Origin of the sequence: Limnohabitans sp. Bal53 (genome assembly GCF_003063355.1) — a bacterium.
Classification (GTDB): domain Bacteria; phylum Pseudomonadota; class Gammaproteobacteria; order Burkholderiales; family Burkholderiaceae_C; genus Limnohabitans_A.
On the sequence record NZ_NESH01000004.1, the window covers coordinates 324,705 to 351,255 of the forward strand.

The window sequence follows — 26,551 nt, forward strand, 5'->3', positions numbered from 1 at the left end:
TCGTAAAAATAAAAACTACACTGTAGTTATGAGCATACGATTTGAGTGGGACCATAAAAAAGCTGCTTCCAATGAGAAGAAGCATGGCGTTTCATTTGAAGAAGCGCGCACAGTCTTCTTTGATGAAAATGCGAAACTGATCGATGACCCTGATCACTCGGAAGATGAAGATAGATTTGTCCTGCTTGGCATCAGCAGCACGCTGCGCGTCATGGTTGTCTGTCATTGCTACCGAGAGCAGGGCAATTTAATTCGAATCATTTCTGCCCGAAAAGCTTCAGCCCATGAATCCAAGCAATACCGCTAAGAGGCCAAAGATGCGAAAAGAATACGATTTCACCAAAGCGCGCAAAAACCCTTACGCAGCCCAACTGAAAAAGCAAATCACCATCCGGCTGGATGAAGACTCGATTGGCTACTTCAAAGGCATTTCCGAGCAAGTTGGAATTCCCTATCAAAGCCTGATCAATCTTTACTTGCGTGACTGCGCTGCACACAACAGAAAACTGGATCTGAGTTGGAAGTGATGGGACTGATCAGTCAGCACTCTTATTTTTGAATTCAGTGCGTGTGTACGAATTTCACTCCAACAACACGCGCCCAATGGGTCAAGGAAAACCTGGGTGTTGAGCTGCCTTCAGGTTTCCCTGAAGAAGCCTATCCCGGTTACGCTGCACCTCTGGTCGTCAAGAGTCGGCAATCCGAACGCGTCGCGTGTGGTTTGGCCAGGTTCGGTTTGATACCAGGATGGGCCAAAGACGACAAGATCAGTCGGCACACCTACAACGCACGTAGCGAGACTGCCGCCGAGAAGCCCAGTTACCGGACCGCATGGCGGCAGCGACAGTTTGGACTGCTGCTGGTCGACAACTTCTACGAGCCCAGTTACGAGTCTGGCAAGGCAGTGCGTTGGAAGATTGAATTGGCCTCTGGGGACCCTTTTGGCATTGCTTGCCTTTGGGATCGTTGGACAGACCCAGCTTCAGGTGATAGGGTGGTGAGCTTCTCAATGCTGACGGTCAATGCCGATGACCATCCGGTGATGAGGCAGTTTCATAAGCCCGGGGATGAAAAACGCACCCCTGTGATCATTGCGCCAGAGTTACAAGATGCATGGCTTTCTGCTGATACGACCCAAGGCTCCGAACTGATGACATGGTCACACATGCCGGATTTGTTAGCCCTCCAAGCGCCATCACTCAGCCGAAGAAGCAGCCGTAGTGGTCTGTCTCAATGACATCTAGTGCACCGACCAGATCATTGACCTCGAACATGGGTTCGTACGCGTGCCATTTACCGCTTGCTCGCATCCAGAAGATTTTCCAAAAACCGGTCACTTTGACGAACCGAAACCTGGCTATAGGCCGACGGGTTACTTCGCCGGAAGTCCCCCTCCAAGCAGGCCTTACTTCTAAGATCGTTACGGCCTGACCGTCGATTTCGTAGTCGTAATCAACGGATTGCTTGAGGTGAGCAGGAACGCGAGCAAGGCACCAATCGCCAACGACCTGGTCGATTTCCCCTATTTGTTCAATGCTAAGCGCCATGGAACGCCTATCTTGCGCGATTCAAAGAGCTTGAATGTGTGGTGTGGGCTTAGCTGATTCAAGCTCGCGCATCTTGATCAATTCGGCTGCAGTGATTCGTACAGGCTTGCCGTCAACAGCCACGATGATGGCTGTGTTGGTTTTGATGGCAAGGTCCTCAGCAGATTTTGCTGCGCGTTGGATGGCTGCATAGGAGCCAGCCAAATCAGGATCAGAAGATGTCCTAATGTCTTTGATGTTCATTTCTTGCTCCAGTCAATCAATTTTGGAGGCCTTAAATAGTTGTCGTAAAGCGCCCATGAGTCAACGACTTTGCTGTAGTGCTCATGAAAATTTTCAAGTCCCGACTTGAAGCGCCTGCGAATGACTTGCTCAGGAATATTGTGCCCGCCTTGGACAACCCGTTCTGCCACCCGAGAAATGGCAATATCTTCGCTGGGCAGCGACAAAAACCACAGTTTAACTTGGTAACCGAGCTGCTGCCAAAGGGCTATTTTTCGCAAGTAGCCCTTACCGGATAAGGTGGTTTCGAAGGCGAAGCTTTGACCTGAGTCGACGCATTCGTCGATTTCCTCCAACATAAGCCTTCCAGCTTTAATGGATGCAGACTCGGGATTGAATGGCGCTAGGCCCGCAGCGATCAAATCAGCGTTGATGAACCGGAGCGTTTGGGCCTCGGCTGGCAGAAAGTCTCGGGCGAAGGTCGTTTTGCCTGCACCGTTTGGTCCTGCAATGATGATGATCTTTTTCAAATGACTTGAGCTTCTGGTTTGACCGTTCGGGCAATCCTAGGCGGTGCTTTTCAGGCTGGCCGAAAATTCCTGTAATTTTATGCTCAACGATCCGTGATCGCCAACCAATTGGCAGGTGCGCTCTTGGATCTGAGCACTAATGCAGTGTTGGACCCACTTGAATGCTGTGAAATCCGTACATGGCCCAAAGCAGCCAACGGGCGTCTTGCGAACTGGGCGCCCGAATTTCCGTGGCAATGATCTGACTTCGTCCGTTGACCTTGACCCTGACTGATGCTTTGTATGTGCGCATCAAGTACTTATCCAGATCCAAAAAAAGACTTGCCCATTTAACTGATTGGCATAGGACTTGATCCAAGCAAGGAGCTGCATGCCTGCGGCATTAGGTGGCTGCGCCACATCAAGATGCCATTTGATTCAGGTGATTTTTCAATTGAATGATTGAAATTACTATATGCATGTGACTTTTTTCGTAATTGCCGAAATCTATGAAAAGGCGCTAAATACATGTGAAATCCTGGATTTCTGCCATCAAGGAGTGTGCACCCCGTGATCAAAGTCACCGTTCATGAATCTGTCGAGTCCGCTTTGCAAAAGGCCTTTCCCAGGCCGGCAGCCTCAGCAGCGCGTGCTTTGGCTAAATACGTTGCTGTTGTCGAATCCATGCTGTTCGATGCCTTGCAGCATGGCAGGACCCCTGAGCAACTCAAGCTGGATTTATACGCGGTTTCCATGGAGCAACTGGCCAACAAGGGAGGGCAAATTGGGCCAAAAAAGATTCGCATGCACAAATGGCTGCGAGAAAACAATTTGGAGCTGCTTCAGACCGTTGTCCCAGGCAGCAAATTCACCGGCCAGTACACACAGGTCAAACTGTCACCCTTGATCACAATTCAGAACACTTTGACCGTACCTTCCGGATCAATTGCGGCTGCAACCACGGATGAAGAAATTGATGCATACCTCAGTGGTGACCCAGTATCCAATAAGGCGTTGTTCGATCACCTTTACCCTGAATATGGACAAGTTTGGCAAGAGGAAAAACTCGCTGAACTTTTTCATTGGGTGCCTGTAGACATCGAATCCGTCAAGGCCTACCTGTACTGGGTGGAAATGGAATCCTCGCACATCAAGGGCGCTCAAAAAGACACGATTCTTCGTCAAGCCTTGTCGATCATTGGCGTCGCTACCTTCACCAAGGGCTATTACGTGCAGCGCGTCAAACCAAGTCAGTTTGGGCGCACGTACTACGAAGGCACCAGTGTGCAAAACGTCAACAAGGACTTGAGAAGAGCCATGTTGGGCAATTGCTGGGAGTACGACATTCGCAGCAGTGTGGTGGCTTGGAAGATGGGGTACGCCAGAAGCTTGTTGTGCGATGCAGGATTAGATGTGGATTTGCGCAAGCATTTCCCAGCCACTTTGCTGTACCTAGAAGACAAGGCCGACTTGATGGCCACGATCAGGCATTTCACGTTTGGCGACACGAGTCCAGTGCCCAAAGACCTGCAACCTGCCTTGCTCAAGCAAGCGTTTACAGCGATCAGCTTCGGTGCTCGTCAAACCGCGAATGGTTGGTTGGATGCTTCGGGCAATTGGACCAATCCAGCCTTGGTAGACATCTTGAAAAACGGAGACGATAGAAAACGATTTTTGGCCGACAAGACCGTGAAGCTTTTCATCAAAGAACAAAATGCTTTGGACGACTACTTGTACGAGCTCGTTAAGAAGCACCGTCCAGATTTGCTTCAAAAAAGCTTCCTGCAAACCGACAGTGGCAGGCCCAGTAAAGCCAAGGTGATGGCTTACCTTTACCAGCACGGCGAGACACAGGTCATGGATATCGTCAGGCGCGTAGCACTGACAAAAGGTCACATACCGATTGCCAATGTTCACGACGCCATCTTCTTCAAGCGTCGTTTGGGCGTGGATTTCAAGACCGAGATTGAAATGCAGATGCGCGAGCAGACGGGCAATCCTTATTGGCATTTGACCCCTAAGCAGTTGGAGCGTTACAAACCGCGTTCCTTGAACGCTGCTACCGAGGAAAGCGAGCACAAGAAAAGAATCGAGCAAGAGGAAGCTTTGGCCAAAGGGTACAAATCGGTGTTCCCCAACATCTTGATTGGTTGAAGCTGCCAGTGGTGTCCTTCCAGACTGTCGGGTTACCTATGATTCGGTTGCCCAGAGCCACGGTCTGACAATAAATTTGTTATTCCTGCAACACACAAGGAGTAGCAAATGTCAGGTCTCAATGCATTGAAATTCATCGCCAGCAAGCGTCAGCAGGGCACTAGCCCAGCGCATGCAAGAAGGCAAAAGCTCAGCGCTAAGCTGCATGAGCAGATTCAAATGGCCAAAGCCGTTCAGTCAGGTACTGAATTTGTACCGGTCAAGGTTCGCACGGTTCGGGACGATGCCACAGGCGAAATGCGCCGAGTTGAAATTCCCAAGCGGTTGAAACCATGGTGGTGGTCTGGAGATAACGGCAAGATGTGCATCACCGTCCGCTATGGCGCACGCACTCTGGATGTGGTCGAAGGAAAGAACGCCATAGAGACTGACACCATCGCAGGCGTTATCACCACGCTTGAAGTTTTGCGTGCTGCTGTGGATGCCGGAGAGCTGGATGCACGCATTGAAGCAGTCAGTGGTCTGGTCAAAGCTGCATTTAGCAAGGAAGAGGGTGCTATCAAAAATGGCAAGTTGAAGTTACCTGCTAAGCCTGCTGTTTGAAGCAGCCACACAAGCGATCACTGCTTAAAGCAATGGCCGACACCTTGATTCATCGTGGTGTCGGCTTTCTTTTGGCTAGATCGATTTAATTGGCGCAATGGGTTTTATGGTGCCAATGGGCTTGGTTGTTTTAGTTGTTGGGGACTTAGGCTTGGTCAAGAACTGCAGCGCTTTTTGGGCCCGCTGTGTCTTTTGTCGTTCTCGCTCCTGTTGAACAGCAGTGGTTGCGCGTTCCCTCGTGGCGCGAAGTTGGTCCAGCTTCAATTGGTCTGGAGTCTTGGGTTTGACGAGTTCGTTGATCAGCATATTTTTATTTATGAGCAGATCGAAATTGAGGGGACGAGATGTCGTCTTTTTGCTAAATAAATATAGAGAAAGGAGAGCAACTATGCGATTTAACGAAATAGCCAGTGCGGACGATCAACTTGCTCTTTGGCGATTGATTTCAGACAACGTTTGGTCAGCTGTGCTGGCCCAGGCCAAGGAGCAGGCAAGGCTCAAAGCACAAGCTGCAGCCACCCCCAAGCCTAAGAGGATCAAGCCTAAAAAGATTGTTCCGAAAAAGCCACCAGCCCCCAAGCCAAAACCACCAGCCCCGAAACCACCCCCACCCAAAAGTCTAATACCCCAGCAGGCGAGGGTAGTGACCCCCAACAGGCCCCCACCATTGCCCAGCTCACAGCCAGTACTCAGGCCAACACATTCAAGCAGCTTCAGCCAGGCCGATGCCTATGGGTTGCAGCAACAAACGATGGGGTCAAGCCAGGCTAACTTGCCACGATAAACCGTCGAAAGACCCGAAAACGCGGGGTTTTGGCCCCGAATATGGCCGTTTTTAAAATCTTTGGTCAAGGGGATGACAGGCATAGCAAAAATGGTTCGTGCACACCCAAGGGCAAAGTCTGTTGGCTCTATTGGGTATTCATTAAATCGGGCATCTTGCAACGCATAAAACAAGCGCTACCCGGCTGATTTGGATTCCGGTATCGACACGGATCCAAGGCCTGCATGAGGGGTGTTGTAGGGCTTGGTTAGGGTAGAAAACTTCGTGGTTTTTCTGTCCAGATCATTCTGGAAATTCATCTAAATCCGGTTGTCCATCTGCGTCTTTGACAGTAAATTTGTTGGATGCAAATTGACTATTTTGAGTATGAGTGACGGTCACTCTGAGATTGTTAAATCAACTCCAGAAGCCGTCTTGCGGCGGTTGGTTCGGGTAAGGGGTGTCGACTTTGATGAGTCGTTCGTTGCGGAGCTGATTGGCAATTATTTCATCCGCAAAGAAATGCATGCCGAACCCAAACTTTCAGATGCCGTGGCGATTTACCTTCATGAAAGTGATGCAGGTGACGGCCGAAAGTTCAAGGGCGATGTGCTGCATGTGTTCAAGCGCTTTTCGTCCTTGGTGGGTGATTTGTACCTCTGTGATCTCCGTTATGCGCATGCCTGTATTTTTCGTGACCATTTGCTGAGTTTGGGTTTGAAACCCGTGACGGTCCGCAAGCAAACAGCAATATTGAACGCCATGCTCAATGTGGCATTCAGATGTTTGGACATAGACAGACTGAGCCCATTCCGTGCTCTGAAAATTTCCGGTGAAGATGAGCGCAGGCCAATGCCTGTCATTACCAATGACTTGTTGCTGGCAGTCAAACAAAAGTTGATGACGCGGTTCAAGCCCTACAAGTTCATTGGGCTGATCCAGTTGAATACGGGCTTGAGACTGTCTGAACCTGTGTACGCCCGTGTTGAGGATTGTGTTTTTGATCACCCGATTCCGCACATTTGGATCCGCAAAAATGTTCTCTCCAATCGAAAGAACAAGAGCAGCATCCGGGCAGTGCCGTTGGTAGGGGTGTCGCTGTTTGCGGCCAAGCGACTGGTGGAGATGGCCAAGTGCGAAGGCAGTGAATGGCTGGTGCCGCAGTATGCGCACTACCATGGCAGCAACAGTTGCTCGGCCATCATGAACAAATACCTGGCCGACCTAGACTTCAGAAGTCACATGTTTCGTCATGCCCTGATCGACAGGATGAAGGCCTGTAACGATATTCCCACGCGTTTGGCCGAGAGCATCACCGGTCACTCCAGTGGTGGCTCTGAGTTCAATAACTACGGCACGGTGGGCTATACCCTTGAACAAAAGCTTGACGTTCTTAACCGAATAGCGGTCTGACAAACTTTTTTGAGCGCTTCCGATGGCGCGGTTAGTGACCGTTGGATTGGCCGAAAAAAGTTCGATACACACCAGGTTCGATGAACAGAACTTTATGCGCACGGAGCCATTTCAAGATCTAAATATATGTACTAAAAGGTTATCCGTTCTACATGTCACTCTTGGGGGCGCAACAAGCACAGTGGAAGTCGTTCAGTGTTTCATCAGCGCGGCTCAACCCAGCATGGTCGCTTAGTGACTATTGCGCTGTAAGAGCAGACCAAGATGAAATCTCATCGCAATCAAGTGACCTCTTCAGGCTGAACTCGGACATCCCGGCTATGCGATATATTTTTTGCATCCGCCATAACCTGTCGTTCGCTATGCAGCGCATCACGTGACCGGTCTAAAGCACACAGCAGTCACAGTTCAAAGGACAGTTTGCGATAGATCCGGGGAACGACTGCTTGCGGTTTGGGTAATGGGTACTTGACCCGCTAATCCAAAGCTAAGGCTATGGCAACTTTTAAAGGCAACATAATCCTGGCATGTACGCACTTCAATCATGGGGAGACACCCTTCGCCTGCTGGTCGAGCTGTCAGCCACCGCTGCTTTTGCTTTATCAGGGCTTATGGAGGCAGCGCGCAAAAGGCTTGATGCGGTAGGCGTGTGTGTGGTTGCCTTCTTGGCAGCGTTTGGTGGCGGTACTTTGCGCGACTTGTTACTTGATCAGCGGCCGTTTTTTTGGGTGCGTCACACCGAAATTCTTTGGGGTGTTCTGGCTCTATGTGTTTTGGCAATGTTATTCATGCGTCAGAAGCATTTTGAGGTCACTGAAAAAACAATACTCTGGCACGACGCACTAGGCCTAGGACTGTTTACTGCCACCGGCGTACATCAGGCTTTGCAGTCAAACATGCCACCAGTGGTCGCAGTGCTAATGGGTCTGATCACGGGCGTGTTTGGCGGTGTACTGCGGGACATGGTGTGCAACGAGATTCCCAAAGCCTTCAAAGACCACCGTCCTTATGCGGTGTGTTCTTTTGCGGGTGGTTGGACTTATGTGGCTCTTTGGTCCGCAGACTCCCCAGGCTGGATAGCCTTGCTGGGATGTCTTGTTGTCACCGTCGGCCTTCGCGCACTGGCTCTTTGGCGCAACTGGCAATTACCAGCGTGGCGTGCCTGAATGGTGCTGTAAAAATTCAGGTTTGGCGGAGACTAGGGTTTCCCGAATTCAAGGTCTAAAGCCTGCCCAAATACATACGACTCCATCGCCAAAACACCGTGGCGAATGCCACCGTTGAGTACCGTCACGGGCGTGTGCGCCAGCGCAGCCCCAGCTGCCACAAGCAAAGGCAGGAAATGCTCCGTGGTCGGGTGGGCGCGGGCAGCATGTGGTGCCAAATCCAACGCTTGGCGCAAACGGGCTAAGTCACCGGCCGCCACCGCCTGACGAATCCAGGCCGAGAACTCCTGTGCATAGGCGGCAGCATCCCCCTCCGACGCGCTCATGCGGACCTCGTCAAGATTGTGGGTGAGGCTGCCCGATCCGATGATCAGGACCCCATCATCTGCCAAAGGTGCCAAAGCCTGACCCAGCGCAAAAGCACTGTTCGGATTGGCATCGTAGGGCAAGGACACCTGCAAGGTTGGCACGTCCGCATCGGGGTACAGATGCAGCAGAGGCACCCACGCGCCATGGTCCAGACCGCGAAGAACATCTAGATGAGCTGGCATGCCACTGTTGGCCAGTTGCTGCTGGATCTGCAGGGCCAGCGCGCGTGAACCTGGTGCCGGATACTGCAGGTCATACAGTGCACGGGGGAAACCACCAAAGTCGTGCACCGTCTGGGGACGTTCGGTGGCGGAGATCTCGAGTCCCGAGGTCATCCAGTGCGGCGAGACCACCACAATCGCGCGGGGTTTGCCGAGCAAGCGTCCCAGCGCTCCTAGCTGCGCACCGGCCAGACCGGGCTCAATGGCGTAGGTCGGTGCGCCGTGTGAGACGAACAGAGATGGCCAGCGGTTCATGTGGTTCTCCAAAAGATACAGGGCAAGAGGCGCTTGAGCAACGTGCGCAATTATTTGGACGAACGGCTAAGGGTCCGATCAACTGAGAAACTGCCCGCACCCGAGAAGACCAGTGCAACGCTGATGGCCAACAGAGCCAGACCAAATTCATAGCCGTTGTTGGCCATGAACAAGCCCTTGTCCAAGTGAACTGTGACGATGGCGATCAGCATGGTGAAGGCCAGCACCAATGCCGACGGACGCACCAGCAAGCCCAGGATCAAAGCCAAGCCACCCAAAAACTCGGCGCCGCCAGCCAGCAAAGCCATCAGATAACCGGGGGTCAAGCCAATTGATTCGAAGAACTGGCCGGTGCCTTCCAGGCCATAGCCGCCAAACGCACCAAAGAGTTTTTGTGCACCGTGCGCGGCAAAGATGATGCCGACAGGGATACGCAGTGCCAGTGGTGCCAAGCTGGCTTCGGTGGTCAGCACGCGCTGGATGACGGATGTGCCGGAAGCATCCTCGAGTTTGAGAGCGTTGATTGAAGTTGACATCGCGAATCCTTTCAGGGGTTAGACCCGCACTGCGGGCATGGACCCCACTTTATTGGCTCATCAAACAAAGATAAACAATCCATAGAGGAACCGACTGTTTAGAATATCGGAACAATGGACAAGTATCAGGAAATGCGTGTCTTCACCTCCGTGGTGGAGGCCTCCAGTTTTGTGGCAGCGGCGGACAGTCTGGGCATGTCTAAAGCAGCTGTCTCGCGCTACGTGTCGGAGCTGGAGCAGCGCTTGGGCGTGCGGCTCTTGCACCGCACTACGCGCAGGCTCTCCTTGACCCCCGAGGGAGAGGTGTTCCTCAGCCGCTGCCGGGACATCCTGTCGAGCATCGAGGCGTCCGAGGCTGAGATTTCCACACGCAGCCTCAGCGTCAGCGGCCTGCTCAAGGTGAGCGTGCCTGTCAGCTTCGGCATTCGCCACTTGGCGCCACTCTGGCCGGAGTTTCTGGCTTTGCACCCGCAATTGAAGCTGGATGTGCAGCTGGCCGACCGTGTCATCGATCTGGTGGACGAGGGCTTTGACATGGCCATCCGCATCGCCCGCCTCGCAGATTCGAGTCTGATCTCGCGGCAAATCGCGGGCACGCGGTTGGTGCTGTGCGCTGCGCCAGATTACTTGCAGCGCAAAGGCACTCCACTGCACCCAAGGGATTTGGCTGCGCACGATGTGGTGGGCTACAGCCTGTTGGCCACTGGTGATCAATGGCAGTTTGTTGGGCCTGATGGCCCTGTGAGCGTGAAGGTGCGACCTCGCCTGTGGTCCAACAACGGCGACAGTTGCATCGCCGCCAGCGTGCAGGGTGCGGGCATCCAGCTGCAGCCCACATTTTTGATTGCCGAGGAACTGCGCCGGGGTGAACTGGTGGAGATCCTGCCGCAGTTTCAGGCGGTGACTCTGGGTATTTACGCGGTTTATCCCACGCGCAAATTCGTGTTGCCCAAGGTGCGCGCCTTGGTCGAGTTTCTTGATGCCCGGTTGAGAGAGGCGCCGTGGGGTTATCTGTAGATTGCTTACCATTCAAAACTGAGAACAAGTCGGACAGTCTTCAACGCATGCCTGCTAGATCAATGAGGTGGTTAAGGTGGTTATTTTTCGACCCACAGAAAACGTTGCAGAGGCTTAATCGTTTTTGACGCAAGCACGGATACGCCGTCGGAGCTCTTCTCAGCTCTCTCAGTCTGAGAATCCTGTTGAGGCGACAGGTTGCACTTTCTTGGTTTCGTGTGCGATGGTCTGAGACAAAAACGAGTCATGTGTACCCAAACTACCTGCAAGAAAATAACCACCAGCGAGAGTCAGTTGTGATGGATAGACCGGTGACTGTGACTTATGCCGAAATTTTCCCCGGATACTTTGAGTGATTGGATCGCTAGGTGAGCCTTGCATCACAGGCGTGCTTCTTTTTTTTGACCGTTTGATGCCTCAGGTATGCGGCTAGATCTCATTGAAATTCAAGCCGATAACCCTTGGTAATCGGCTTTAAAAAATACGATTGGATTACTGGCTACGCTATGTCTAGCATGAGTCATCGTAAATTTGTGCCTGCTCAAGGCCCGCAGTCATGACTCAACGCGTCAAGAACATACTCTTCATCATGTCTGATCAGCTGCGTGCCGATCACCTGTCTTGCTATGGGCACCCCAAGCTGCAGACACCCCATCTGGATGGGCTAGCCAAGCGGGGCGTGATTTTTGATAACGCCTATGTGCAGTCTCCCGTATGCGGTCCTTCGCGCATGAGCTATTACACAGGTCGCTACATGCAGTCGCATGGCGTTAGCTGGAACTTTGTGCCCCTTAAGGCAGGCGAGATGACACTTGGTGATCACCTGCGGCCACTGGGTGTGCGTTCGGTGTTGATTGGCAAGACCCATATGCGCGGTGATTCGTCCGGCATGTCGCGTCTGGGTATCGATCCCGAATCGCAAATAGGTATCCGCATCGCCGAATGTGGTTTTGACCCTTACGAGCGCGACGATGGCATTCATCCGTTTTCTGGCCATGACCCCAACCCCAACTACAACCTTTATCTGCGCAAACAGGGCTTCGGGGGCGACAACCCTTGGGAGGAATGGGCCAACACCGTGGTGGACGAGCAAGGCCAGTTCCGCTCGGGTTGGTACCTGAAGTACAGCCATTTGCCTGCCCGTATCCCGAACGAACATTCAGAGACGCCCTACACCACGCGCCGGGCCATGGACTTCATGCGCGAGGCGGGCGATCAGCCCTGGGTCGCGCACCTGTCTTTCATCAAGCCTCACTGGCCGTATGTGGTGCCCAAGCCTTATGCCGGCATGTACAAACCCGAGGATGCATTGCCCGTGGTGCGTTCCGAAGAAGAGCTCAAGGACCCGCATCCGGTCTATGCTGCCATGACCCACCACCGGGTCTCGCGTACCTTTGCCAAGCCTGGCGTCCGAGATGCGGTCATGGTGGGTTACATGGGCCTGGTCAAGCAGATTGACGACGAGATGGGCAAGCTCTTCGCCTTCATGGAGGAGCGCGGCCTGATGGACAACACCATGATCGTGTTCTGCGCGGACCATGGCGATTTTTTGGGTGATCATTGGCTGGGGGACAAGGAGCTGTTTCACCAGCCGGTGGTCCGCACCCCACTCATCATTTACGACCCAGATACCCGTGCAGATGCCACCCGTGGCACGCGCTGCCAGGCCTTGGTCGAGGCGGTGGACATCGCGCCCACCTTCCTGGATGTGTATGGCGGCAACCCCGTTCCCCACATCATGGATGGCCGCTCGTTGCGCCCTTTGTTGTTTGGCCAGACGCCGACCGATTGGCGCAACATTGCTGTCTGCGAATGCGACTACGCCTTCCAGGACGCCCGCATAGAACTGAAGCAACCGCCGATTGACTCTTGGATGCGCATGGCCTTTGATGGCCGCTGGAAATACGTCCTGTGCGAAGGCCACCGCTCCATGTTGTTCGATCTGCAATCTGATCCCCACGAGCTGACCGATTTGGGCACCTCGGCTGATCCCGAGCATGTTCGACAACGTGCACGTCTGCACGAAGCCCTGTTCGAGTGGGCCCGACGTCCTCGCCAGCGTGTCACGGTGTCGGACGAAATGATCGAAAACACCGAGATTCAGGCGCGCATTGCCGAAAACGGAATTTTGATCGGTTATGCCGATGAGGACGATTTGCGGGCTCAGCGGCAGACCTTCAAGCCCCGTTATGCAAGCCACAACCCGCTGGTCAAGGAAGCGCTCGATCGCCTGACAGGTCAGCACGTCGCCACCGAAAAAGTCTGATACCGGAGAAAGTCATGAGCCACGCTTCCCAACTCCCCGATTGCGACCATTCACCCACTGGCATCGATGGTGTGACTTGGAACATCATGGGCCAGGTTTACACGCCAAAGCAATACGATGACAAGCAGTTTGTATGGCATGCCACCTTTCCAGAGGAAAGCTTTGTTCCACCGCACACGCACCCTGAGCAAGACGAGTATCTAAGTCCACTCAATGGCTCGGTGGAAGTGGTAATTGAGGGTGTACGAACAATTGTTCGTACGGGTGAAATCGGTTACCTGCCCAAGGGAATCCCACATGCTTTCTACAACAACAGTGGCAAGGTGGTGCAAGCCATTTTTTGGGCTGAGCCTGCAGGCGAGTTGCCAGCCTTGTACCGGCGCATTCACAACATTGCCAACCCACGCAAGGTGACGGAAATTTCGCCTGAATTTGGGGTGGTTTTTGAGCAGCCTATTTCATCGGCGCGATAAAACGGTGGCCCGGCTGAGCCGGGCCATCGGGTTCGGTCAGCTGGGGCGCATGCCCGTCGTGCGGACGAACTTGCCCCAATGATCGAGTTCCTTGCGGATCAAATCTGCAAAGTCACTGCTGGGGTGTGAGGGCACGACCGACATGCCCAGGTCGGCGAGTTTGGCGCGCAAATCGCTAGAGGCCAGCACTTGGAACAACTCTTGGTTCCATTTGTCGGTGATGGCCTTGGGTGTGCCCGCTGGTGCGACCAGACCTTCCCATTCCTTCACCTCCACGCCGGATACACCGGATTCGGCCAGTGTAGGCACATTGGGTAGGGCACTCAGACGTTGTGGACTGGTCACGGCAATCGCACGCAGCTTGCCCGAACGCACCAGTGCAGCAGCGTTGGGTACCGTGGCAAACATGGCGGTGATCTGATTGCCCAATAGTGCGTTGACTGCTTCGGCTGGACCCTTAAATGGGACATGCGTCATTTTCACATTGCTGGCCTGGCTAAAGGATTCGGCCACCAAGTGAGCGGGGGAGCCGTTACCTCCTGAGCCGTAATTCAAGGCATTGGGTTCGCTGCGAGCCCGGATGACCAAGTCTTGCAGAGTCTGTATGCTGGACGATGCGGGCACCACCAGCACGTTGTAAAGCCACACCAGATTGGCCACGGGTGCAAAGTCAGCTGCGGTGTTGTATGGCAGGGGGCCGATGAGTTCGGGCAGCACGGTGTGTGTCAGGAACATAACGCCCATGGTGTAACCATCGGGAGCCGATCGTGCCAAAGCTTGCATGCCGATCATGCCCGTTGCACCCGGGCGGTTCTCCACGATCACAGGTTGCTTCCAGTTGCGGCTCACGGCATCGGCCAGGTGACGTGCAAGCACATCCGGGGGACTTCCCGGCGGCAGGGGCACGATAATCTTAATCGGCTTGTCCGGGTAGCTTTGTGCCATGGTTGGCAGGCTAGCCAAAAACGGGGCTGCGGCCAAATGGCCAATCAGGTGTCTGCGTTTGATCATGTCTCCATCCTTGTGTTTATGTGGTTCTGCGCCAAATGGGTCTGTCTTTTGTTATGCATCAACATAACTTCGAGAAAGCCAAAACCATGCTATCGGCACAACGTGTGATCGGCCAATCGCATTTGGTAAAGACGATTACCATGGGTTATCAGAAGAGGTTTATCTATGAGATTGCAACAACTTCAGCTGCTGCTGACACTCGCGCAGACTGGCAGCATGCGGGCATCGGCAGCCACCATGAACGTCACCCAGCCCGCCTTGACCAAGGCCTTGAAGCAACTAGAGGACGAGTTCGGGGCAACACTGGTAGTGCGCTCGCCAAAAGGTGTTCGGTTGGCTCCAGCAGGTGAAATTCTGGCCGCACGAGCGTCTACCGTGGTGCGAGAGATTGAGCGTGCTCGCGAAGATGTAGCTGCTTTGACAAATGACACACAAACCACCCTAAGCGTTGGTATCTCTCCTGCTGCTGCACTGATGTTGGCAGCAAATGCCGTTTCGACTTATCAATCGCGTTGGCCGCATGTGCGTGTACAGCTTGTCGATGCTTTGTATCCAAAAGCCTTGCAGCAATTGCGTTCTGGCGAACTCGATTTGGCACTGGGTCCGCTGCCACCAGCCGGCGTAGGCAGAGATTTGCAGGCGCGTGCGCTGGTCGCCAGTCCATCCGTTATTGTTGCCAAAAAGGGGCATGGCTTGGCCAAGGCACGAAGATTAGAGGATTTGATAGAGGCTTCTTGGCTTCTTTCAGGCCCCAGGCTCGGGCCGGGGGATCCCATTTACCTTGGGTTTGAGCAGCGTGGTCTGCCGCCTGCAAGGGTGACGGTAGATTGCGAGTCATTTTCAACGTTGTTGGCGGTATTGCCGAGCATGAACACGCTGGCAATCGTTCCTGAACTCTTTTACGAAACTCACGGCCCACGCATGGGCTTGGTAGCGCTCAGTTTGCAAGAGACCTTGCCGGCAACCACTATCCACATTTTTTCTCGCGCCGATACGCCACTGTCCTTACCAGCTCAACGACTGCTGGATACCTTTTTGCAGGAATCGGTGTCGGTGCGTCAATCAGGTTTGTAATACATATCGTGACACTACCTCATGTATTGTTAGGATAGATAAACAGTCGTCACGTTGGGAGCAACTGATCGCTTTCGTAGTGGTTTAGATTTGCTGTACGAGTTCAGGCACAGCCGCAAACAAATCGGCTTCAAGGCCAAAGTCGGCCACGCTGAAGATCGGTGCTTCGGGGTCCTTATTGATCGCCACGATCACCTTGGAATCCTTCATGCCCGCCAAGTGCTGGATCGCACCCGAAATGCCGCACGCGACATACAACTGAGGCGCCACAATCTTACCGGTCTGGCCCACTTGCAGGTCGTTAGCCGCGTATCCGGCATCGACCGCGGCGCGACTGGCGCCGATGGCAGCACCCAGCTTGTCGGCCAAGGGCGTCATCACTTCGTTGAACTTCTCAGAACTGGCCAAAGCGCGGCCACCGGAGACGATGATCTTGGCAGCGGTCAGCTCGGGGCGATCGTTCTTGGCGATCTCGCTGCGCGTAAAGCTGCTCTTGCCACTGTCAGCTTGTGCGGCTGCGCTTTCCACTGCTGCGCTGCCACCGGTTGCGGCAGCAGCGTCAAAGCCCGTGGTGCGCACGGTGATGACTTTGGTGCCGTCAGTGCTTTGCGCGGTGGCCATGGCGTTGCCTGCGTAGATGGGTCGCTCGAAGGTGTCGGCGGAGATGACTTGTGTCACATCGCTGATTTGGCCCACGTCAAGCTTGGCAGCCACACGAGGGGCCACGTTCTTGCCTGCAGCGGTTGCGGGAAACAGGATGTGGCTGTAGTTGGCGGCAATCGCCAACACTTGCGCAGCGACATTTTCGGCCAAACCATGCGCCAAGGCTTCGCTGTCGGCGTGGATCACTTTGGACACGCCTGCGATTTGGGCGGCGGCTTTCGCAGCGGTAGCAGCGTTGTGACCCGCCACCAGCACATGCACATCACCACCACACGCTGCAGCGGCCGTGACGGTGTTCAGGGTTGCGCCTTTGATGGAGGCGTTGTCGTGTTCGGCAATAACGAGAGAAGTCATGAGATTTCCTTGGATGGTCAGATGACCTTGGCCACGTTTTTGAGCTTGTCCACCAGCGTGGCCACATCGGGCACCTTAATGCCGGCGCTGCGCTTGGCAGGCTCGGCCACTTTGAGGGTCTTGATGCGGGGGGCCACATCGACACCCAAGTCTTCGGGCTTGAAGGTGTCGAGCTGTTTTTTCTTGGCCTTCATGATGTTGGGCAGCGTCACGTAGCGCGGCTCGTTCAGGCGCAGGTCGGTGGTCACCACCGCAGGCAGGCTGATGCTCAACACTTCCAAGCCGCCATCGATCTCGCGGGTGACATGGGCTTTGCCGTCCACGATCTCGACCTTGGCATCGACAGCAAGCTTCGCGGATGTGACCTCGTTTCACTAAAGGTCCGTGACGTGTCCCATGGTGAGCAAGTAGCCACCCGAGCCATCGTCATGCAGCACAAGACCAAGCGTCCGGTGCAATTCGAAATCACAGCAGTGACAAGGGAAGCCTTGCAGGCGTGGATCAAGCTGGCGGCATTGAAATCCGAGGACTTCCTTTTCCCGAGCAGGCTCCACGATTCACCCCATCTGGGTACTCGGCAGTACGCCCGGATTCTTGGGCACTGGGTGGACGAGCTTGGTCTGGATCGTTCCGAGTATGGAACCCATTCGATTCGCAGGACCAAGGCGACGTTGATTTACCGACGCACCAAGAACCTTAGAGCAGTGCAACTTTTGCTTGGTCACGCCAAGCTGGAGTCGACCGTTAGGTACTTGGGCATCGAGGTTGATGACGCTCTCGAAATCTCCGAGCAAACTGAAATCTGAGGGTCACCGGTGGCGGCCTTGATTCCGGCACCGGGGTTGTAGCCTTGAATGGCAGCTATGTGGAGACAGCAAGGAACGGTGCTTGCGGCCAATAGCAGTCAGCAGCATGGGCGCCTTGAAAATACGAAAATAATTGATTGATAAGTGAGTCAACACGTGTTCGTGTCTCTGCATTGCCATCTGCATGCCAAATAATTTGATCTAATGACCGAGACCCTGATATCTCTTGCTTGTGCATGTTGATGCGCCTTCAATCATTCACAAAAATCATCTTGATGCAGAGATGGATTTCAAGGACATACAGAGATGGCTTCTCAAAATCTCGCAGCAATTGCACCAGATGAATACGACCTTTCACGTGAACTGACTCAACAACTTTTGGCTAAAGCTCGATTGAAACGATTTGCCAAGGGCGAAAGTCTTTTTCACCAAGGCTCTGCGCCCGACGCGGTTTATTTCGTGAAGTCGGGCGCAGTGCAGTTGAGCAACGCCTCATCGGCTGGCCGGGAAGCGGTTTTGGGTATCGCTGAGGCTGGCATGTGGTTCGGTGAATTGACTCTGATCATTCAACAAGAACGTGTACATGACGCCAAAGCACTGGTCCCGACGGAGTTGATGGTGGTGTCTAAAACGCACTTCTTTGATGTGGTCAACGACAACAAAGAATTTTTGAGCGAACTGCTGCACTTGGTGTGCCGACGCTACAAATGGGCCATCGAACGGATCGAAGCCACCATTCTTCGGCCCGTTCCTGTTCGCTTGGCTGACCGTTTGCTGGCGGAACTTGACATGGCCAAGCACACATCAGCCAGCCATCCGACCGAACTCAATTTGTCACAAGAACAGCTCGGTCGCATGTTGGGAGCCTCTAGGCAGACGGTCAACCGCTTGCTCAAGCAGTGGGAGTCGGAAAACATCCTCACATTGACCTACGGTCGCATCCGTTTGCGCAATCTGTCGGCATTGCGCCGGATCGTGGCAGAGTCTTAAAGCGTAAACATCGGGGTGCTGGAAGCGCGCTGCCGAACCAGATGCTTACACCCTCCCAAAACGAGTTCCTGCCTTGATCTGCCACTTTTCATGCAACGATGCAGTGATGCATCATTGCATGAGCGGATTGATCACTGCGTGATACGAATATTGGCGGCTTTTGTGATGTCTGCGTAAATGGCTGCGTCGGCCTTGATCACCTGTGCAAACTCATCAGGCGTACCACCACCAGGTGCCACCCCCATGGCTTTCAGGCGTGCCAGCACGTCAGGCATTTGCAGGACGGCATTCACGTCTTTGCTGATCTTCTGTGCAATGGCGCTGGGCGTGCCGGCTGGTAAGAACAGCCCGTGCCAGCCCATGGGCTCAAACGATTTGTAACCCAGCTCCGTGAAAGTGGGGACACCCGACAACTCTGGGGGGCGTTGGGTGCCCGCAATGGCCAGCGCTCGCAGGTTTTTCATGTGCGGCAGTGCCGAAGGGATATCGATGAATGCGCTGGGCAGCTGATTGCCAATCAGGTTGGTGATCATCGGAGCCGAACCCTGGAAAGCCACATGCGTCAAATCCAGCCCGGTTTGTTGCTTGAACAGTTCGCCATTCAAATGCGCTGCGCTGCCGATGCCGTAACTGCCATAGCTGCCTTGCGCAGTCTGGGAACGGGCCAGATCGATGAACTCCTTGAGCGTCTTGGCAGGCGAGCTGGCTGGGACAACGAAGAGGTTGTTGGTCTTCAAGGTCACAGTCACAGGCTGCAGGTCCTTCAATGGATCGTAGGGCAGCTTCTCCATCATCGATGGCTGTTGAATCAGCACCGTGTTGTGGTACAGCAAGGTGTAGCCATCGGCCGCCGTTCTGACCACTTGCTGTGTGCCGATGATGCCTGACGCACCGGGTTTGTTGTCCACCACCACGGGCTGGCCCCAAGTCTGTTGAAGCTTGTCTGCGATCATCCGAGCCACGGCGTCTGAACCACCGCCAGCGGGGTAAGGCAACACGATTTTGACGGGCTTGTTGGGATAAGTTGCTTGCGCGAATGTTGAGCCGGATGCGCAATATCCCGAGACAACGAGTGCAAGTGTTGCAAAATGTATAGAGCGGCGAGAAAAGCGAATCATGGTTATGTCTCCTTGGTTGAGTATGTTGGAAAAGGTCAGGGAAATTCAGTTTTTGGCTTGCGCCGCCAGCATGCGATCACGTCGATCTTTCATCGCAGGAAACAGCTCGTACGGGAACTCTGGTGTGACTTGATTCAGGATGTTGTCCGAGCGTAGCTTGAACAAAGCAAGGCCTTCGGGACTCGGGAAGATGTAAAAACATCCTTGCTCTATGGACTTGAAGGTGATCTCTGCCACTTCTGTCGCAGTGATGTTTCCCTGAGCCACGGCCTGCTGCGCGGCCGCCAAAGATGCCATTTGCGCCTTGGTGGGTGGCTTTTCATTCACAAGGTGAGTCGGCCTGTTGCGATCGGAGTTGCCAATCGCTGTAGGCACATAGGAGGGACAAAGCACAGCTGCCCTGACTTGAGGAGATACCAGCTGCAAGTCATAGTGCAGGCACTCCGACAGCGCAACGACCGCATGCTTGGAGACACTGTAGATGCCCATGCCCGGGCCTGCCAGGATGCCCGCCAAAGAAGCCGTGTTGACCACACAGCCCTCGTAGGCTTTGTCTGAGGCTGCTGCTGCCAGCATTTTGGGTGTGAAGCTGCGCACCCCATTGACCACGCCTTTGAGGTTGATGCCCAGCAGCCAATCCCAGTCTTTTTCAGTGCTTTCCCAAACCGGGCCTGACGATGTCACCCCTGCGTTGTTGAAGACCAAGTGGATGGCGCCGTAATGGATTTCAATTTGGTCGGCAACGGTTTGCATCGCTGCAGCATCCGAGACGTCGGCGGTGATGCCTACCGCTTCGGCGCCCATCTGGCGCAATTCATCCACAGATTGGGCCAAGGCATCGCTTTGGATGTCGAGCAAAGCCAATTTCATTCTGCGCTTGGCGGCGGCCATGGCCAATGCTTTGCCAATGCCCGAGCCACCGCCCGTGATGACGACCACTTTTCCGGTGAAGTTTTTCATGATTGATTTCCGAGGTGAGGTTGATCAAGCGTGCTGTGCGTGTTGGCCTGAGGTCGCGTAGACAAAAATCTCATCCGAGAAGTCCACGTTCGGCAAGACTTCGCTCTCATAAAGGTAGTCCTGGCTGTGCTGCCATTCCGGCTTGCTGCCGCGTTTGGGCATGCGGTCCACGCCGCGCAAGACATAACCGGCGTTCATGTCCTGCAGATCGGTCCACGGCAGCAATTGCATGTCGGTGTCCTCCGCACGGATGGCCGGCTTGACGCTGGCCAAATGGTGCTCTTGCATGTGTTGCAACAAGTTGCAGACAAATTGGGCAATGAGTTCTGCGCGCAAGGTCCAGCTGTAGCGCCCATAGCCATACACCCATGCCATGTTTGGAACGCCGGTGAACATGATCCCTCGGTAGCTCACCGTCTCAGCAAAGTTGACAGATTGACCGTCAACGGAAAACGGAATTTCTCCCATCACGGACAACTCAAAACCTGTGGCGGTAACGACGACATCGCAATCGACGCGCTCACCACTTTTCAGCTGGATGCCCTTGTCATCGAAACACTCGATATGGTCGGTGACCACCGAGGCCTGGCCTGAGCTGAAGGCCTTGAACAAGTCACCGTCAGGCACAAAAGCCACCCTTTGCTGAAATGGTCTGTAGGGCGGGGTGAAATGTTTATCGACATCAAAGCCTTCAGGCAGGCTAGCCTTGACACCCGCGATCAGGTGTTTCTTCATCACATCGGGATGGTTTTTGGCTTTCTCAATGATGTCGGCCCGTTCGCGAACCACTTTTCGGCGCATGATTTCGTGAATCCACGTTTCATCAATGCCCAGACTGCGCAACTCTTCGGCCAGTGCATCGCTGTTGCGGCCCGTTGCAAAGTAAGTCGGCGTTCTTTGGAGCATGGTGACATGCGCGCATTGCCCGGCCATGGCCGGGATCAGTGTGGCCGCTGTCGCGCCAGAGCCAATGACGGTGACGCGTTTGCCGGTGAGATCCAAGTCCTCTGGCCAGTTTTGCGGGTGAATCACCTGTCCCTTGAACTGGTCCATGCCCGGCCATGCGGGCGTATAGCCGTGGCTGTGGCGGTAGTAGCCTTGGCACATCCAGAGAAAATTCGTCTGGATGTTCATCCGTCTCTGGCCTTCAGCGGTCTCGACCTCCAAAGACCAAGTGTTCGATGTGCTTGACCAATTGGCAGAACGAACGCGGTGCTTGTAACGGATGTGGGGTGCCAGATTGGCGTCCGCGATCACGGAGCCCAAGTAATCCAGAATCTGCTGCCGGGTCGCAATCGGATTGCCGATCCACGGTTTGAACCCATAGCCGAATGTGAAGAGGTCACTGTCTGAGCGGGTACCTGGATACTTGTGAATTCGCCAGGTGCCACCGAATGTTTCCAGTGACTCCAAAATCAGAAATCGCTTCTCGGGAAATGCCTGGCGTAAAGCATGAGCACTGCAAATGCCAGATATACCGGCACCGACAATGACCACATCGTATGGCTCTACGTCCTTATCTGATTCTTTGTTATCGGGGGTGTTTTCAATCATGCTGCGAACCTTGCTGAAGTACAGCTTTTGCTGTGACTTCAGTTTGGTGGCAAGGGCATGGGTAAGACTGTCGTGTTTGAGCAGTCTGAGGATTTACGGTGGCGTTTAATTGGACCTCATAGATCAATCGAATCGAACGGTGCTTCCTCTAACAGGCCGTACTGCCATGTTCACGTGACCATTCGCCATCGATGAAATGACAACTCTGAAAAAATAGCTGAATGACTGCTTTGGGTCGTGTCCGGACCATAGCGGCCGAGTGATGGACGTCGCCTATCGCTGCAATTATGCCGTTATGGCACCTAGAGTTGATGGCCGTAATGGGTCGGGTGCTTCAATCATTGCTGGAGGTGGCTCCACCGATGTACTTATCGAAAAGCCCTAGTTCTTCCCGGCCGTCTGCAAAGCGTATATGCCTGAATATCCCGCCGAGAAATCCGGCGGTAATTCAATGATTCCAGTTTCCACGCGTGCATGAGTAGCCGGCTCGCCCCTGACCATCTGGTTGCGATGGATGCTGTCTACAACGGGTGCGGTATAGGCGAATGAGTCAGCAGCGGCGTACTGAATGATGTAGGTCGTGCGCAAGGTGTCCGAGCGATTTTGACTGGAGCCGTGCACTGCGAGGCCGTGATGTGCCACCACATCTCCCACATCCAGCTCATTGTCGACTACGTTCTCAAAGTCTTCCCGCGTCATCGTGTGGTTGCAATTGAGTTTATAGATGCCGTTTTCCCAATGACTGCGCGGCCCCAACTTGTGGCTGCCGGGGATCGTCTGAAGGCAGCCATTGATGGCGCGGGACGGATTCAAAGGTACGCTCAGAGCGACAAGATTGGTGTTGGTGTGAGGAAACACCGGCCAGTCCTGATGCCAGCCAATCTCTGCACCTCCATGAGGCAGTTTGAAATTGATCTTCGAGTGGTAAAACTTGACCGCTCCACCAAGCAGGTCTGCGGCGATGTCACCCAGGATCGAATCGAAAGCGGCTTCAACATACACCGAATCTAGTTCGGTTGGGCTGGAGATACGCCTGATACGTGGCGCAAGGGCGGTATGCGCAGGCTCTAGGTCGTAATGTTTTGACTTTTGCTGGAGTGATCGGCCCTCATCGTACAGTCGCTCAGTGGTCGCGATCAGCCTCGCAAGCAATTTGGGATCAAGTACCTGACGGAGATTGAGATAACCCGTATCGCGGTAGTCCCCGATCTGCTCAAGGGAAAGGATGCGTTGATGGCGGGTATTCATCCGGCTTCCTGCGTCGAGCTTGTAAGCGGGAAAATATGGTCGCTTCCCTTGATGAGTGGTTTTGTATTGGTTGACCGTACGTAGTCAGGACGTGGGTTGGGAACGTCGTTGCACCGGTTTGATACCGGGTTGTAGACCACATAAATCGCCCAACGATTGTGCTGGGACAAGTTATGCCCCGAGGCGTGCAGAATATTGCAGTCAAAGAACACCACGGTGCCGGGCTTGCCAGTGATCGCCACCGGTGCGGGGCTGCGAGCCATGATTTCTAGCAGCTTGTCCTTCGGCGTCACATAAAACTTGTAGCCCGTAGCGTCGTTGAATTCTGGCTCTAGATTGCTCTCTTTGTGGCTGCCCGGAATGAAGTACAAGCACCCGTTCATTTCTGTTGGCTCGTCCAACATGACCAACGCTGTAGTTGGACGTGCCTCAGGCATGCCATCTCGCTTCCAAGTTCCGTAGTCCTGGTGCCACGCCCACACCGAACCGTCAATGGCGGTCTTCAAATTGCATTTGGTGTGATGGATGTAGAGCTCCTGCTCGGAAAGCAGATCCTGTGCGGGCTCGAGCATGCGTGAAGTACGCGAGACGGCATGAAACACCGGTGAACCTGTAGGTCCGTCTTGCTCGTGGACCCGATAGATAGTTTTGGCAATATTGCTTCCCTTTTCCCGTACCAAGTGATCGGTGTCGATCTCTTGAATTCGCTCAAGCTCGGCCCTCATGGCCGCTACTTCAGGGGCAGAAAAAAGGCCATCAAGGGTGAGAAATCCATCACGGCGGTAGGTTTCGATCTGCAGATGGGTGAGGCGCACTGGCAAACTCCTTAAACAGGAGTTCATGGTATGTGACTGGTATGCCAGTTGTCAAGTGCGGGTAATCAGGGTCCTGTGGGCGAAACCGAAAAGATCATCAATCAACCGATCACTTGCCTCGGCAGCTTTGTCAGATTTGCCGGAGGCCATCGCACGTGCAAGGGCCACGTGCAGACGCAGTGTCGCGTTGACTTGATCATGGTGATGGTAGAACCAGAAACGCCGTGAGGCCGAGTGCAGAGCGGACACGGCCGCAGCAGCCACAATGTTCCGAGCGCTGTGTGCTGACTGCCTGTTCATTTCGTTGTCCCATTTCAGGAATGCTACAAGGTCGTCAGACTTCACAGCAGTCTCCATGTTCTGAGCAATGGCAGCCATGGTCTCGCGCTCTGCCAGAGTGGCACGCGTAGCTGCAGATCGAGCAATAAGGCGGTCGAGTTCGCGCCGTGTCTCTAGGATTTGGAGTTGATGACCCACGTCGACGGCGGTGACCACCACACCGCGACGGGGCAAGATCTGAACAAGATGTTCGCGCGCCAGACGCTGCAAGGCTTCACGGATCGGCGTATGCCCAATGCCGATGCGTTCGCTGAGCATGGCCTCAGACACCACGCTGCCCGGCGCGAGTTCAAGAGTCACGATCATCTCTTCAATGAGGCGATAAGCTTCCTCGTTGAGTGAGGGCGGCACCTGGCTAGGAGTAGGCGATTTCGAGAGTGCGCGAGGTCGACTGGTCATAATCAATATGGTGCCACAAGAAAATCCCCGACACTACAACTCACGAGGCATTTAGGATGGTGGCACGACCGCTTTGAGTCAGTATTACCCATCTCACCAATATAAAAGGATCGTCATCACCTCGAAGCGATCCAGCGCTTTGCAACTGTCAGCTGGTCAGATGAAACCGGTCAGCGGAAGAAGCAATGACGACTGAATTCGAGTGCCTGCTTCTGAGTTGAAGGCAAGAAGTTACTGTCGGATACGACCGACCGCTATCGCTGTATCTGAGTCAGGGGCTGGTTCACCGTGAAGACCGCTTTGGGTCGTTAGTACCCGGTCGCACCCATATAAAGCGGACTGTCATCACATTGAAGCGATCCAGAGCTTTGCTAGTGTCAGCTGGTCACCTGAAAGCGGTCAGCGGACCTAATATTGACGACTGAATTTGAGTGACTGCTTCTTGCATAAAGCTAACAAGTGACTGCGGGACACGGCCGGCAGCTATCGCTGCATTGCAGTCATTCTAAAATCCGAATTCATACGTTTCTGGCCGATTTGAACAAAAGGGTCGTTCCTCTTTGATCGTTTGCAAAGTCGAGGATCGTGCGAGGTTCAACTTCATAACTTCATATACTTTGAGCGATGGCTATGAAGCTGGTCAGATAAAAGGTTGTGAGTTGAAAAATTTGCAGCGTAAAAATAAATGATGCTTGCTATCAGGTGAGCAGAAACTAGACGCTATTCTTTGGCGTCAGACTCAGTGGAAGAGGGCGCTTAATGGTCCCCATCAAAACTTTATATACATTGTTCAGCGCGAAACAAAACTACATACACTTTGCCGGTTTGCTGCGTAAAAATCTATATACATCGAGCCTTTTCGAACCAAAACTCTATATACATTGAGCCGTTTCTGAGCCACAATGACCATGTAAGAGGTGCTTAAAAAACAGCACCGTAAAAAGAAATGACACTGGTTTACAGTCAGCGTCACAGAAGTGAGATTTTAATATCACTTTGTAATTACATGGGTATACTACTAGTATACTACTTTGACCCAGTCAAAAACAGCTAAGTTGTTGTTTTTAAAAGGGAAAAAGGTGAAATGTTGGCGTTTTCACACTGCAGGGGTCGCAAGTTCGAAACTTGCATCGCCCACCAAAAAATTCCCAATGAAATCAAGCACTTAGAGGAAACTCTAAGTGCTTTTTCTGATGTTTAAAGTAGTATGGTCCGGGTTTACTACTTCTCATAGATTTTTCGATGTCTTTTCATAGATTTCGGAACAATCAAACAACTCAAATTCAATCTGTTCTCAGTGACGCCGACATGGTGTCAATGCGGCATTGCTTTTTGTCTCTGCGCAGACGCAGCAGGCGCTGTTCTCGGCTTGAAAAAACGCTACGTTTGTTTTGAAATGACTCCAGCTACCCAGCCCAGCGAGCTCAAGAAAAAACGCGCTGTAGGGCTTTTTTGATGCCCGCACGGGTGCCAGCTGCAAAGGAGCACTGCCTTATGCAGACTTGGACGGCATGCAATCGCCGCACATGAACATTTGTTGATTGATCAACTTCTTAAACATGCCCAGTGCCCGTGGCTTTGAACCTGCCCCTGTTTGACGTACCGCTTAGCCACTTCATTATGCGGCCTTCAATTGCTGTGCCGCGTCCCAGCGTTTTTCAAACTGCATCGGACTGACGTAGCCCAACGTGGAGTGCAACCGCCGG

The 26,551-nt window shown here is 53.6% G+C and carries 26 protein-coding genes and 1 pseudogene; 13 read left to right on the forward strand and 14 right to left on the reverse strand.

The features are described 5' to 3' along the window. Positions 1-28 precede the first annotated feature (28 nt). The 3 genes from B9Z50_RS12760 to B9Z50_RS12770 are packed head-to-tail and all read left to right on the forward strand — an operon-like array spanning position 29 to position 1,237. Entirely contained in the window at positions 29-307 is a 279-nt protein-coding gene (locus B9Z50_RS12760) for a BrnT family toxin (protein ID WP_108364889.1), read from the forward strand. Then, positions 285-527: a BrnA antitoxin family protein gene (locus B9Z50_RS12765; RefSeq protein ID WP_233249854.1), complete on the forward strand. Its 243-nt coding sequence runs from the start codon at positions 285-287 to the stop codon at positions 525-527. Before B9Z50_RS12760 ends, B9Z50_RS12765 begins: the two co-directional genes overlap by 23 nt. A gap of 41 nt (positions 528-568) precedes the next feature. Continuing rightward, the gene (locus B9Z50_RS12770; RefSeq protein WP_108364891.1) at positions 569-1,237 is read left to right on the forward strand and encodes an SOS response-associated peptidase; all 669 of its coding nucleotides are present in this window, start codon (positions 569-571) and stop codon (positions 1,235-1,237) included. On the opposite strand, the gene B9Z50_RS12775 is transcribed toward B9Z50_RS12770, so the two are convergent. Genes B9Z50_RS12775 through B9Z50_RS12785 form a run of 3 tightly spaced genes read right to left on the reverse strand, consistent with a single transcriptional unit; the run spans position 1,200 to position 2,299 of the window. Then, positions 1,200-1,547: a DUF3024 domain-containing protein gene (locus B9Z50_RS12775; RefSeq protein ID WP_108364893.1), complete on the reverse strand. Its 348-nt coding sequence runs from the start codon at positions 1,545-1,547 to the stop codon at positions 1,200-1,202. The two genes, B9Z50_RS12770 and B9Z50_RS12775, sit on opposite strands and share 38 nt — an antisense overlap. 21 nt (positions 1,548-1,568) lie before the next feature. Then, positions 1,569-1,790, reverse strand: coding sequence for a hypothetical protein (locus B9Z50_RS12780; protein ID WP_108364895.1), 222 nt, complete (start codon positions 1,788-1,790; stop codon positions 1,569-1,571). Further along, entirely contained in the window at positions 1,787-2,299 is a 513-nt protein-coding gene (locus tag B9Z50_RS12785; RefSeq protein WP_108364897.1) for a zeta toxin family protein, read from the reverse strand. Before B9Z50_RS12785 ends, B9Z50_RS12780 begins: the two co-directional genes overlap by 4 nt. A gap of 549 nt (positions 2,300-2,848) precedes the next feature. Between B9Z50_RS12785 and B9Z50_RS12790 the strand changes: the two genes are divergently transcribed. The 4 genes from B9Z50_RS12790 to B9Z50_RS12810 all read left to right on the forward strand — a co-directional run bounded on the left by B9Z50_RS12790 (position 2,849) and on the right by B9Z50_RS12810 (position 8,377). Next, positions 2,849-4,432, forward strand: a complete 1,584-nt coding sequence (locus B9Z50_RS12790; RefSeq protein WP_146183218.1) for a hypothetical protein — start codon at positions 2,849-2,851, stop codon at positions 4,430-4,432. A gap of 108 nt (positions 4,433-4,540) precedes the next feature. Beyond that, positions 4,541-5,035, forward strand: coding sequence for a DUF6641 family protein (locus tag B9Z50_RS12795; protein WP_108364901.1), 495 nt, complete (start codon positions 4,541-4,543; stop codon positions 5,033-5,035). 1,150 nt (positions 5,036-6,185) lie between these two features. Further along, complete coding sequence (locus B9Z50_RS12805) at positions 6,186-7,211, forward strand: tyrosine-type recombinase/integrase (RefSeq protein WP_108364905.1); 1,026 nt, start codon at positions 6,186-6,188, stop codon at positions 7,209-7,211. Positions 7,212-7,738: 527 nt separating this feature from the next. Continuing rightward, positions 7,739-8,377 carry a trimeric intracellular cation channel family protein gene (locus B9Z50_RS12810; RefSeq protein WP_108364907.1) on the forward strand — a complete coding sequence of 213 codons (639 nt, stop codon included), beginning with the start codon at positions 7,739-7,741 and terminating at the stop codon, positions 8,375-8,377. A gap of 32 nt (positions 8,378-8,409) precedes the next feature. Here the strand turns inward: B9Z50_RS12810 and B9Z50_RS12815 are convergent, their stop codons facing one another. Next, positions 8,410-9,222: a dioxygenase gene (locus B9Z50_RS12815; RefSeq protein WP_108364909.1), complete on the reverse strand. Its 813-nt coding sequence runs from the start codon at positions 9,220-9,222 to the stop codon at positions 8,410-8,412. Positions 9,223-9,272: 50 nt separating this feature from the next. Further along, entirely contained in the window at positions 9,273-9,758 is a 486-nt protein-coding gene (locus B9Z50_RS12820) for a DoxX family protein (protein ID WP_108364911.1), read from the reverse strand. Positions 9,759-9,890: 132 nt separating this feature from the next. Between B9Z50_RS12820 and B9Z50_RS12825 the strand changes: the two genes are divergently transcribed. The 3 genes from B9Z50_RS12825 to B9Z50_RS12835 all read left to right on the forward strand — a co-directional run bounded on the left by B9Z50_RS12825 (position 9,891) and on the right by B9Z50_RS12835 (position 13,514). Continuing rightward, a complete protein-coding gene (locus B9Z50_RS12825; RefSeq protein WP_233249855.1) occupies positions 9,891-10,775 on the forward strand; it encodes a LysR family transcriptional regulator in 885 nt (294 codons plus the stop codon). Positions 10,776-11,331: 556 nt separating this feature from the next. After that, positions 11,332-13,041, forward strand: coding sequence for a sulfatase-like hydrolase/transferase (locus tag B9Z50_RS12830; protein ID WP_108364915.1), 1,710 nt, complete (start codon positions 11,332-11,334; stop codon positions 13,039-13,041). A gap of 14 nt (positions 13,042-13,055) precedes the next feature. Then, complete coding sequence (locus tag B9Z50_RS12835) at positions 13,056-13,514, forward strand: cupin domain-containing protein (RefSeq protein ID WP_108364917.1); 459 nt, start codon at positions 13,056-13,058, stop codon at positions 13,512-13,514. Between the two features lie 36 nt (positions 13,515-13,550). On the opposite strand, the gene B9Z50_RS12840 is transcribed toward B9Z50_RS12835, so the two are convergent. Beyond that, a complete protein-coding gene (locus tag B9Z50_RS12840) occupies positions 13,551-14,525 on the reverse strand; it encodes a tripartite tricarboxylate transporter substrate binding protein (RefSeq protein ID WP_108364919.1) in 975 nt (324 codons plus the stop codon). A 165-nt stretch (positions 14,526-14,690) separates the two neighbouring features. Here B9Z50_RS12840 and B9Z50_RS12845 point away from each other — a divergent pair, with 165 nt between their 5' ends. Then, positions 14,691-15,599 carry a LysR family transcriptional regulator gene (locus B9Z50_RS12845; protein WP_108364921.1) on the forward strand — a complete coding sequence of 303 codons (909 nt, stop codon included), beginning with the start codon at positions 14,691-14,693 and terminating at the stop codon, positions 15,597-15,599. Positions 15,600-15,683: 84 nt separating this feature from the next. Here B9Z50_RS12845 and B9Z50_RS12850 read toward each other — a convergent pair whose 3' ends face one another. Next, positions 15,684-16,616 carry an electron transfer flavoprotein subunit alpha/FixB family protein gene (locus B9Z50_RS12850; protein ID WP_108364923.1) on the reverse strand — a complete coding sequence of 311 codons (933 nt, stop codon included), beginning with the start codon at positions 16,614-16,616 and terminating at the stop codon, positions 15,684-15,686. Positions 16,617-16,633: 17 nt separating this feature from the next. Then, positions 16,634-16,954, reverse strand: a pseudogene (locus B9Z50_RS12855) (electron transfer flavoprotein subunit beta/FixA family protein); the annotation flags it as partial. Here B9Z50_RS12855 and B9Z50_RS12860 point away from each other — a divergent pair. Both B9Z50_RS12860 and B9Z50_RS12865 read left to right on the forward strand, forming a co-directional pair. Then, positions 16,922-17,422: a tyrosine-type recombinase/integrase gene (locus tag B9Z50_RS12860; RefSeq protein WP_233249857.1), complete on the forward strand. Its 501-nt coding sequence runs from the start codon at positions 16,922-16,924 to the stop codon at positions 17,420-17,422. The pseudogene B9Z50_RS12855 and the gene B9Z50_RS12860 overlap by 33 nt on opposite strands. A gap of 306 nt (positions 17,423-17,728) precedes the next feature. Beyond that, complete coding sequence (locus B9Z50_RS12865) at positions 17,729-18,412, forward strand: Crp/Fnr family transcriptional regulator (RefSeq protein WP_108364925.1); 684 nt, start codon at positions 17,729-17,731, stop codon at positions 18,410-18,412. Between the two features lie 131 nt (positions 18,413-18,543). Here B9Z50_RS12865 and B9Z50_RS12870 read toward each other — a convergent pair whose 3' ends face one another. The 6 genes from B9Z50_RS12870 to B9Z50_RS12895 all read right to left on the reverse strand — a co-directional run bounded on the left by B9Z50_RS12870 (position 18,544) and on the right by B9Z50_RS12895 (position 24,845). Then, complete coding sequence (locus B9Z50_RS12870; RefSeq protein WP_108364927.1) at positions 18,544-19,530, reverse strand: tripartite tricarboxylate transporter substrate binding protein; 987 nt, start codon at positions 19,528-19,530, stop codon at positions 18,544-18,546. A gap of 45 nt (positions 19,531-19,575) precedes the next feature. Then, the gene (locus B9Z50_RS12875; protein ID WP_108364929.1) at positions 19,576-20,490 is read right to left on the reverse strand and encodes an SDR family NAD(P)-dependent oxidoreductase; all 915 of its coding nucleotides are present in this window, start codon (positions 20,488-20,490) and stop codon (positions 19,576-19,578) included. Positions 20,491-20,514: 24 nt separating this feature from the next. Further along, the gene (locus B9Z50_RS12880; RefSeq protein ID WP_108364932.1) at positions 20,515-22,044 is read right to left on the reverse strand and encodes an NAD(P)/FAD-dependent oxidoreductase; all 1,530 of its coding nucleotides are present in this window, start codon (positions 22,042-22,044) and stop codon (positions 20,515-20,517) included. A 381-nt stretch (positions 22,045-22,425) separates the two neighbouring features. Further along, positions 22,426-23,292, reverse strand: a complete 867-nt coding sequence (locus tag B9Z50_RS12885) for a phytanoyl-CoA dioxygenase family protein (protein WP_108285765.1) — start codon at positions 23,290-23,292, stop codon at positions 22,426-22,428. Further along, positions 23,289-24,107, reverse strand: a complete 819-nt coding sequence (locus B9Z50_RS12890; protein ID WP_108364980.1) for a phytanoyl-CoA dioxygenase family protein — start codon at positions 24,105-24,107, stop codon at positions 23,289-23,291. The genes B9Z50_RS12885 and B9Z50_RS12890 overlap by 4 nt, the downstream gene beginning before the upstream one ends. A gap of 51 nt (positions 24,108-24,158) precedes the next feature. After that, positions 24,159-24,845: a GntR family transcriptional regulator gene (locus B9Z50_RS12895; protein WP_100174496.1), complete on the reverse strand. Its 687-nt coding sequence runs from the start codon at positions 24,843-24,845 to the stop codon at positions 24,159-24,161. Positions 24,846-26,551: the final 1,706 nt, after the last annotated feature.